The organism is Nocardia inohanensis NBRC 100128, from assembly GCF_001612945.1.
Classification (GTDB): domain Bacteria; phylum Actinomycetota; class Actinomycetes; order Mycobacteriales; family Mycobacteriaceae; genus Nocardia; species Nocardia inohanensis.
This window is the reverse complement of the sequence record NZ_BDBK01000012.1, coordinates 372,373-380,934: the sequence shown is the minus strand read 5'-3', so window position 1 is coordinate 380,934 and position 8,562 is coordinate 372,373. Positions and strand designations below refer to the sequence as shown.

Below are 8,562 nucleotides of genomic sequence, written 5' to 3'. Positions count from 1 at the left end.
GCACACTCGTCACGGTTCGGACAGCCTCCGAACCGTGACGAGTGCCGTGCACTCACTTGCGCGGTGCCACACCGGGATCGGCACCGGCGACGATCTCTCGCAGGGCCGCGATATGCCCGAGGAACGCCGCCCGCCCGGCGGTCGTCAAGCGAGCGCGTAGCTTTCGCCGCGTGCCCTCGAGCCGCCGTTCGGTGGCCACGTAGCCCGCGTCCTCCAGCGTCGCGAGCTGTTTGGACAGTGCCGAATCCGACAGTGCGAGACGCTCTTTGAGGAAAGCGAACTCCGCCCAGTCGGCTGCCGCCAAGGTGGCGACCAGGGAAAGCCGGGTGCTGGGGTGGATGAGTTCGTCGAACCGAGCCTCGGTCATGCCCGCGCCCAGCCGCGCAGGGTGCGCAGGATCTCCGGGCCGCCGAAGCCGACCACGGCCGCGACCAGCACCGCCGACCAGATGGCCGGATGCCGGTCCCCGTCGGCATCGAGTGCGAAAGCCACGCCCACGGTGAGCACTACCAGGCCGATCAGCATGCCGATCACCACCAAAGGCATACGGCGACTGGCTGTTTCGGCACTGACCTGAACCTGCCCGGTACGGCGGCGGCCGTCGAGCAGGCGAGATGCGATGGTCGCATGGCCGATGCCGAAGGCCAGCGTCGCGGCGATGACGAGCCACTGCGGGCCCAGATCGCCGAGCGTGCCCAGCACCAGCCACCCCGCCGCCATTCCCCACCAATAGCCGCGCGGCAGGCCGACTTCCGCGGCGACCTGCCGCTGGGCGCGTTCGGCCGCTTCGAGCGCGGCGCGGGCTTGATCCGGAGCGATGTACTCCATGATGACACCTCACTTTCCTACCTGGAAAGTAAGTCTCCACTTTCCAGGTAGGAAAGTCAACGGCCATCGGCCGGGAGCCCGCGCGAGGCGGGGGCGGGTCGTCGCCGGACGACCCGCCCCGCACCCTCACACCCCGCCCGCGCGCGGGATACCGCGATTGCGTTCGGCGGCACTCGCGAGATGTGAACCGGCCCGGCGAACTCCGGCACCGGCACCGGTCCCGGCGGCCGCGGTGCTACCCGCGTGCGCGCCGCGCGCGCCGCCGGCCACCATGGCCGCCAGTCCGCCCGCGACCGCCGCGATCACCAGACCCAGCGGCAGCGCCCACCACTTGCTTGCCGAACTGCTGGAATCGGTTGCCGCCGGGGCGGATTCGGGCGCCGGCGCGGCCACCTGACCGCCCGGGGCGGCACCCGGGACGCTCACATCCAAACCGCTCAGCTGCCCAGCGATCTCCGGTGGCGCGGTGACGAAACCATCGGCCGAACTCCAGCGGATATCGACCGGAGTCCCGTTCTGCCCGGCGAAACGCTGGCTGTAGACGCCGTTCTCCACGGTGGTGTCGGAGAGCGGGGCACCCAGCGCACCGTCGGTGGCGTGCAGATGCGACCAGGCGGTGCGGATCGGCCCCTGGACCAGCCAGGCGCCGTGCTGCGGACTCCATTCGATGGTCGCGCCGTCGGGCGCCGAGAACTCGCTGAAGCGCGCGGTGCCCGCGACCGGTGCGTCGGATTCGTCGTTGACCGGATAGCCCAGACCCGCGCCGGCCCCGCCCAATGCCAGATACTTCTCGAGAATGGCGCCGTACATCACCTTGGCGCCGGTTTCGGGGGAGTAGATCATCTTGCCGCCCTGGAAATCCTGGGCGGCGCCGTTCGGGCCGAAGGCGTACACCGTGCCCACCTTCTCGCCCAGCGGCGAATTCGCGCCGCCCTTCTCGCTGTAGTGCGCGTCGATGGCGGCCGCGGCGTCAGCGGGTTGCGCCATCGCCACCGGGCCCGATACCAGGCCCAGGCAGCCGGCGGCGAACAGGCCGAACGCCGCTCCCGCCGCGAAAACCGAGTTCTTCCAACGTGTCATGAGAAGCTCCTTCTCAGCGTCGTCCACGATGGTGGGAGCGGATCAGCGCAGCTCGCCCGTCTTGGGCCGGGCCGCGAAGCCGGTGATCGCCGACAGCACCGCGCCGACGATGCCGCCACCGGCGACCTGAGCCAGGATCTGGCCGAAGTCCAGCCCGCTGCCCGTCGCGGCCTGGATGATGCCACCGGTGATGCCGCCGCCCACGGCGCCGACACCACCGTTCACCAGCGGGCCCAGCGGATTCTTCGATCCGCCGACGCCGCCGCCGACCGCCCCGCCGAGCAAACCCAGAAGCCATTCCATAGCATGTCCTCCTAGCGGTATCGGATCGAAAAGCTATGCCCGGTCCTCTTTTTCGCTATTCCTGCGGTCGCGCCGCTCGGACCGGACGCCCTCGGCGTCGATGCGTTCCTTGCGCACGGTGTCCGAGATCGACTGTTCGTCGGGGACCTCGTCGACCACCAGGCTCACCCGCTCGACCGGCACCGTCTCCTTGTGCGCGCGCACCCGGTCGGCGTGCAGGACGACCTCCTGGTCCTGCTCCCCGATGGTGGTGTCGGCGCCGGTGGGGTCGGTGATCGGCTCGCGCACCAGCCGGGCCTCCTCGTGCGTGGTCGGCACGGTGAACGTCTGCTCCTCCTCCACGACGTACTTGTGCAGCCGCGCGGTGCCGGAGGCTTCGCGCTCGGTGTCGATGACCAGGCGCTCCTCCGAGCGGGTCAGCTCTTGGTTCTGATCGCCGTAGGTCATCGGCTCGTCGGCGCCGGGCCGGATGCGCGGCCGTCCGGCGGCGTAGGTGGCGCCCATTCCGGTGCCGCGGCGCTGACCGCCGCCGTAGTGTTCCATCAGCCGCTGCTCGGCCCCGGAGTCGATGTGCCCGTCGCGTTCCAGATGGGGTGCGCTGCGGATTTGCTCCTGGGCGTAGGGCACCTGCATGGTCATGTCCTCGGCGCGGTATCCGGCGCCGTCGAGGGGGATCAGCGTCGGGTCGCTGCCCGCGTCGGTCTCCATCGCCATCCAGGTCGGGGTACCGGTCTCGTCGTCGAGGTAGAAGTTGTCCACCCGGCCGATCGGCTCACCGGCACTGTCGTAAACGGTCGCACCGATCAGTGATTCCAGCGTGGGGTTCGCCATGATCTCTCCTAACTGTCGGCAGCATCCCGGCGGACACGGGTGTCCGGCCTGGATGCCGAATTCAGGAACGATCTCGGAAAATGCGATGCGATCAGCGGATACCCACGCCCGAGTCAAGCAAACTGACAGCAATCAAATCGTGGGTCAGTCGGCCGCGCAGACGGCGGTGTCGAAGGCCGTTTGGAGGGCGGCGGTGGCGGCGGGCTCGGCGGGCCGCAGGTTCGCGATGAGGGTGACGGCGCGGCCCGCCGGGGTGACGCCGTTGAAGGTGCGGAAACCGGGGATGGAGCCGCCGTGCCCCCAGACGGATATACCGCAGGGCGCGGTGGTCTGCGTCAAGCCCAGGCCGTAGGAGAAGCCGGGGCGATTGGTCAACGGCCGGGGGTTCTCCCGCATGGCGGCCGATTGGGCCGGCGCGAGCAGGTTTCCCGTGATCAGGGCGGTGAAGAAGCGGTTGGCGTCCGTGCCGGTGGAGACGATCTCGCCGGCGGGGCCCGCCCAGGAGGGATCGAACCGGGTGTAATCGGTGGGCTTGCCGTCCACCGATTCGTAGCCTCGCGGGTGCGGCGCGCGGATATCGGTGTCGCCCGCGGCGGGGAAGTAGGTCTCGCGCAGGCCCAGCGGCTCGGTGATGCGGCGCGTGACCTCCTCGGCGATCGGGTGGCCGGTGATTCGCTCCACCAGCAGGCCGGCGACCAGGAAATTGGTATTGCTGTATTCGGCGCGCTCGCCGGGCTGGAAGTGCGGGGGCATGGCCATGGCGTCGCGGACCAGGTCGGCGGTGGCGAAGTGCTTGGTCAGCAGGGCATCCGAATCGTCTTGCAGCTCGGGCAGTTCGAGATACTCGGGCAGACCGCTGCTGTGCTGCACGAGGTTTCGCACGGTGATGCGATTGCCGTCGATGCCGTTGCCCTGCACCACGCCCGGCAGATACCGCTCGATCGGCGCGTCCAGTTCCACCGCGCCCTCGGCGACCAATTGCATCAGCACCGTCGCGACGAATGCCTTGGTATTACTACCGAACCGCGCGTGCGCGCCCTCGGGAAAGCCGGTGCGGGCGGCGATATCCCCGACCCCGGAACTCGCGGTCCAATCCCGGCCGTCGGCGCTGACGACGAGCTGCACGCCGGGTATCCCCGCCGCCACCGCGGCATCGAGGGTCTGCTGCACGGCCGTTCGGGAACTGGCGGACAGCGGCCCGTACGCTGGGGCAACCGGATCGGAAGTGCAGGCGGCCAGCGTGGTGGCCAGCAGGGCGACCGCCGCCAAGGGCACGATGCGACGCGGCCCGCGCGCGGGAGTTGAATCGGATGCGGTCGCCATAGGTGTCATGAGCTGGACGTTAGCTGCGTCCCGGTGCGGCCGGCATCGCCCCGATGGCCGATTCGCGGTCATCCCTGCGAGGTACGGCAGGTAGGGGAACGACCCCCGGACCGGCCGCGCCGGTGCGGTCGTTTGGCGATCCGGTCTCCGGGTAGGCGATTCGCGACGCCGATTGTTCGCGGCGTCGCGAATCGATGATCAGGAGAACGAGATGCGTTTGGGCCTGCCGGATTCGATCGAGGCGGCGCTGTTCGATCTGGACGGAGTGCTCACCGATACCGCAGCGGTGCACGAACGAGCGTGGCAGCAGGTCTTCGACGAGTTTCTGGAACAGCGGTGCGGGACGGGGTTTCAGCCCTTCACGCCTCGGGACTATCAGGACTTCGTCGACGGCCGCCCCCGGTTCGACGGGGTGCGGGAGTTCCTGAGATCGCGGAATATCACTGTGCCGGAGGGCGAGAGCGACGCGCCGCCCGGCGAGAACACGGTGCACGGGATCGGGAATCGCAAGGATCTGTTGCTGCGGACGCTCATCGACCGCGACGGCGTGCACGTCTACGACGGCACGGTGAAGTACCTGTCGGCGGTGCGCGCGGCCGGGCTGCGGATCGCGGTGGTGTCCTCCTCGGCGAACGCGGAGGCGGTGCTGCGGGCGGCCGATCTCGCCCGCTTCGTCGAGGTTCGCGTGGACGGGAAGAGCTTCGCGGCCGAGGGGTTGCGCGGTAAACCCGCGCCGGACGGATTCCTTTCCGCCGCAGCCGATCTGGCGGTGGCGCCGGGCAGTGCCGCGGTCTTCGAGGATGCCGTGGCCGGCGTCGCGGCCGGGCACGCGGGCGCCTTCGGGTTCGTCGTCGGGGTGGAACGCACGGGGGAGCGGCAGCATGCCGAGGCGCTGCGCCGGGCCGGGGCGGATGTGATCGTCGGTGATCTCGCGGAATTGGACCGGGCCCGATGAGCGATCCCGGTTTCGAGATCTCGCCGTGGGAATTGCGTTGGTGCGGACTGGATCTGGAGGCGCTGCACCGCACCGAATCGATCTTCGCGCTCTCCAACGGGCACCTCGGCCTGCGCGGGACCCTGGAGGAGGGCGAGCCGGTCGGGCTGCCCGGCAGCTATCTGAACGGCTTCTACGAATCCCGGCCGCTGCCGTATGCCGAAGTCGGATACGGCTATCCGGAGCAGGGCCAGACCGTGGTGAACGTGACCGACGGCAAGGTCATCCGCCTGCTGGTGGAGGACGAGCCGATGGACCTGCGCTACGGCGACACCCGCGCGCACAATCGGGTGCTGGACTTCCGCTCCGGCACGCTGCGCCGGGACACGGTGTGGACCTCGCCGACCGGTCGCACCGTGCGGATTCGGTCGGAGCGGCTGGTGTCGTTCACCGAACGCGCCGTCGCCGCCGTGCGCTACGAGGTCGAACCGCTCGACGGCGATATCGAATTGGTGGTCCAATCGGATCTGCTGGCCAATGAGCCCATCTCGGCGTCGCACGGCGATCCCCGGCTCGCCGCCGCGCTGGACCGGCCGCTGATCGCCGACGACAGCGCGGCCCGGGGGCTCGCCGCGGTGCTCGTCCATCACACCCGCAGCTCCGGCTTGCGGATGGCGGCCGGAATGGATCATGAACTCGCGGTGCCCAATTCGGCGCGTTGCGGCGTGCACGCCGAGGACGATCTCGCGCGCGTCACCATCGCCGCCGATGTGCCGCACGATGAAAAGCTCTGTCTCACCAAGTATCTCGCCTACGGGTGGTCGGCTCGGCGCTCGGTGCCCGCCCTGCGCGCCCAGGTGGAGGCCGCGCTCGCCGCGGGAATGGAGTCCGGCTGGGACGCGCTGCTCGCGCGGCAGCGCGCCTACCTGGACGACTTCTGGGCGCAGGCCGATATCGAGCTGGACGGGAATCCGGAGCTCCAGCAGGCGGTCCGGTTCGCGCTGTTCCACGTCTTGCAGGCGGGGGCGCGCGGGGAGGCGCGGGCGATTCCCGCGAAGGGGCTGACCGGACCCGGCTATGACGGACACGCGTTCTGGGACACCGAAACCTATGTGCTGCCGGTGCTCACCTACACCATGCCGCTGGCCGCCGGCGATGCCCTGCGCTGGCGCCACGCCACCCTCGACCAGGCGCGCCGGCGCGCGCGGGAACTCGGTCAGGCCGGCGCCATGTTCCCGTGGCGATCCATCGACGGGGAGGAGGCGTCCGGATACTGGCCGACCGCGACCGCCGCCGTGCACGTCAATGCCGACATCGCCGATGCGACCGCCCGCTACCTGGCCGCCACCGGGGACGAGAAGTTCGAGGTCGATTGCGGGGTGGAACTTCTGGTCGAGACGGCCCGGCTGTGGGAGAGCCTCGGCCACTACGACACCTCGGGACGGTTCCGGATCGACGGCGTCACCGGGCCCGACGAGTACTCGGCCCTGGCGGACAACAACCTGTACACCAACCTGCTCGCCCAGCGGAATCTCGACGAGGCGGCGGCGGCCTGCGAGCGCCAGCCCGAGGTGGCCGACCGGTTGCGCGTGGACGACAGCGAACTCGCCCGCTGGCGTGCCTGCGCGGCGGCGATGTCGTTGCCGTACAACCACGAACTCGGCGTCCACGAACAATCGGAAGGCTTCACCCGTTACGCCCCATGGGATTTCGCCTCCACCCCGGGCGAGAAATACCCGCTGCTGCTGCACTACCCGTACTTCGACCTCTACCGCCAGCAGGTCGTCAAACAGGCCGACCTGGTGCTGGCCATGTACCTGTGCCCCGACGCTTTCACCCTCGAGCAGAAGACCCGCAACTTCGACTACTACGAGGCGCTGACCGTGCGGGACTCCTCACTGTCGGCCAGCATCCAATGCGTCCTCGCCGCCGAGGTCGGCCACCTGTCGCTGGCCTACGACTACTTCGCCGAAGCCGCCTTCACCGATCTGCACGACCTGCACCACAATGTCTCCGCCGGTCTGCACATCGCCGCCCTCGCCGGAACCTGGATCAGCTGCGTAGGCGGTTTCGGCGGCCTGCGCGAGCAGCACGGCCACCCCGCCTTCGCTCCCCGTCTCCCCGCGGCCATCGACCGCCTCGCCTTCCGTATCCGCTGGCGCGACAGCCGCATATCGGTCGAGATCACCGCCTCCTGCACCACCTACCGCCTCTTGACCGGCGACCCCGTCCGCCTGTCACACCACGGCGCCACCCACCGGCTCGGCACAGCACCCCTCACCCTGGCGAACCCGCCCGCCCCAACCCTCTCCACGCCGCGCCAGCCCGCCACCCGAGCCCCCACCCACCTCGGATTCGTCGCCGCCCCGGACCGGTTCGATTGACCGGCCCGCTCATCCGGCGGCGTAATGGCTTGCGCCCCACCAGTCCACGATCACCACATCCTCGTCGCCGACCACCCAGGCGTCATGCTTGGCCGGCAGTGAGGTGACTTGGCCGGGGGTGGCGTCGAATTCGGTGCCGTCGGCCATCAGGATGTGCAGCGTGCCCGCTATGTGGTACTGGAAGTGCGGAGCCTCGCACCATTCGGTGCCGGCGGCGGGTTTCACGTCCCGGGACCATCGCCAGCCGGGATGCAGGATCAGGCGCCCGATATCGCTGTCGCCTACCTTCAGGATCTCGGCGCGCCCGTGCTCGAAGGCTCGAACGTCGTCGGGTGTCGCGAAATCCCGGTGCTCCGTGCCCATTTCGATCACCGGTCCCAGGCTTGGACGCCGGTTTCGCGGACGATGCGGCCGTCGGCGAGATCGAGGGTGGCGGCGCACAACACCCTCGTACCGTCGGGGTAGCGGCAGGATTCGAAGAAGTTGACGGTATTGCCGTCGGTCACCGCGTGCTGGATCTCGTGCGTCATCTCGCGATCGCACACGTCGGTGAGGTAGGCCCCGATCTGTTCGAGACCGCGCAGCACCCGCGGATGGCTCGGCGGATTGTCCTGATCGATCAGTTGGATCTCCGCGTCCTCGGCATACAGGGCGCGCAATGCCGCGGCATCACGCTCCTCGATCCCGCGGCGGAACTCGCGGAGATCGAATCCGGACTGGGTGGTGCTCATCTGAGATGCCCTCCTCGCTGGTTTCCGATGCTGTGGCGAAGTGTGCGCGGGCTGCGTCAAACGCGCGTCAAGGCGGCGGGCGGCCCCGGTCGCCCCGGGGTTGCCAGACGAGTGCGAGCGGACGAGACTCGAGGTCTTCGCGGAGAGG

The 8,562-nt window shown here is 69.5% G+C and carries 10 protein-coding genes; 2 read left to right on the top strand and 8 right to left on the bottom strand.

From position 1 onward, the window contains the following. Window positions 1-52: 52 nt before the first annotated feature. The 6 genes from NI1_RS24455 to NI1_RS24430 all read right to left on the bottom strand — a co-directional run bounded on the left by NI1_RS24455 (window position 53) and on the right by NI1_RS24430 (window position 4,374). Window positions 53-367: a transcriptional regulator gene (locus NI1_RS24455; protein ID WP_067824986.1), complete on the bottom strand. Its 315-nt coding sequence runs from the start codon at window positions 365-367 to the stop codon at window positions 53-55. Continuing rightward, a complete protein-coding gene (locus tag NI1_RS24450) occupies window positions 364-828 on the bottom strand; it encodes a hypothetical protein (protein ID WP_067824984.1) in 465 nt (154 codons plus the stop codon). Before NI1_RS24450 ends, NI1_RS24455 begins: the two co-directional genes overlap by 4 nt. 126 nt (window positions 829-954) lie before the next feature. Next, on the bottom strand, window positions 955-1,908 hold the full coding sequence (locus tag NI1_RS24445; protein WP_157535313.1) for an LGFP repeat-containing protein: 954 nt from the start codon (window positions 1,906-1,908) through the stop codon (window positions 955-957). Window positions 1,909-1,950: 42 nt separating this feature from the next. Continuing rightward, window positions 1,951-2,211 carry a hypothetical protein gene (locus NI1_RS24440; RefSeq protein WP_067824980.1) on the bottom strand — a complete coding sequence of 87 codons (261 nt, stop codon included), beginning with the start codon at window positions 2,209-2,211 and terminating at the stop codon, window positions 1,951-1,953. A gap of 33 nt (window positions 2,212-2,244) precedes the next feature. Next, the gene (locus NI1_RS24435; protein WP_067824978.1) at window positions 2,245-3,042 is read right to left on the bottom strand and encodes a PRC and DUF2382 domain-containing protein; all 798 of its coding nucleotides are present in this window, start codon (window positions 3,040-3,042) and stop codon (window positions 2,245-2,247) included. Between the two features lie 144 nt (window positions 3,043-3,186). After that, complete coding sequence (locus NI1_RS24430) at window positions 3,187-4,374, bottom strand: serine hydrolase domain-containing protein (RefSeq protein WP_067824976.1); 1,188 nt, start codon at window positions 4,372-4,374, stop codon at window positions 3,187-3,189. A gap of 202 nt (window positions 4,375-4,576) precedes the next feature. Here NI1_RS24430 and NI1_RS24425 point away from each other — a divergent pair, with 202 nt between their 5' ends. Continuing rightward, window positions 4,577-5,320, top strand: coding sequence for a beta-phosphoglucomutase family hydrolase (locus NI1_RS24425; RefSeq protein ID WP_157535311.1), 744 nt, complete (start codon window positions 4,577-4,579; stop codon window positions 5,318-5,320). Next, window positions 5,317-7,683, top strand: coding sequence for a glycoside hydrolase family 65 protein (locus NI1_RS24420; RefSeq protein ID WP_067824974.1), 2,367 nt, complete (start codon window positions 5,317-5,319; stop codon window positions 7,681-7,683). The genes NI1_RS24425 and NI1_RS24420 overlap by 4 nt, the downstream gene beginning before the upstream one ends. 9 nt (window positions 7,684-7,692) lie before the next feature. On the opposite strand, the gene NI1_RS24415 is transcribed toward NI1_RS24420, so the two are convergent. Together NI1_RS24415 and NI1_RS24410 are read right to left on the bottom strand one after the other, a co-directional pair. Then, the gene (locus NI1_RS24415; RefSeq protein ID WP_067825361.1) at window positions 7,693-8,046 is read right to left on the bottom strand and encodes a cupin domain-containing protein; all 354 of its coding nucleotides are present in this window, start codon (window positions 8,044-8,046) and stop codon (window positions 7,693-7,695) included. Between the two features lie 5 nt (window positions 8,047-8,051). Then, window positions 8,052-8,414: a nuclear transport factor 2 family protein gene (locus NI1_RS24410; protein ID WP_067824972.1), complete on the bottom strand. Its 363-nt coding sequence runs from the start codon at window positions 8,412-8,414 to the stop codon at window positions 8,052-8,054. Window positions 8,415-8,562: the final 148 nt, after the last annotated feature.

Bases quoted from the DNA above. Each gene is read 5' to 3' on its own strand.
- NI1_RS24440 (WP_067824980.1), bottom strand. From the start codon at position 2,211: ATGGAATGGCTTCTGGGTTTGCTCGGCGGGGCGGTCGGCGGCGGCGTC.
- NI1_RS24445 (WP_157535313.1), bottom strand. From the start codon at position 1,908: ATGACACGTTGGAAGAACTCGGTTTTCGCGGCGGGAGCGGCGTTCGGC.
- NI1_RS24430 (WP_067824976.1), bottom strand. From the start codon at position 4,374: ATGACACCTATGGCGACCGCATCCGATTCAACTCCCGCGCGCGGGCCG.
- NI1_RS24410 (WP_067824972.1), bottom strand. From the start codon at position 8,414: ATGAGCACCACCCAGTCCGGATTCGATCTCCGCGAGTTCCGCCGCGGG.
- NI1_RS24455 (WP_067824986.1), bottom strand. From the start codon at position 367: ATGACCGAGGCTCGGTTCGACGAACTCATCCACCCCAGCACCCGGCTT.
- NI1_RS24435 (WP_067824978.1), bottom strand. From the start codon at position 3,042: ATGGCGAACCCCACGCTGGAATCACTGATCGGTGCGACCGTTTACGAC.
- NI1_RS24420 (WP_067824974.1), top strand. From the start codon at position 5,317: ATGAGCGATCCCGGTTTCGAGATCTCGCCGTGGGAATTGCGTTGGTGC.
- NI1_RS24450 (WP_067824984.1), bottom strand. From the start codon at position 828: ATGGAGTACATCGCTCCGGATCAAGCCCGCGCCGCGCTCGAAGCGGCC.
- NI1_RS24425 (WP_157535311.1), top strand. From the start codon at position 4,577: ATGCGTTTGGGCCTGCCGGATTCGATCGAGGCGGCGCTGTTCGATCTG.
- NI1_RS24415 (WP_067825361.1), bottom strand. From the start codon at position 8,046: ATGGGCACGGAGCACCGGGATTTCGCGACACCCGACGACGTTCGAGCC.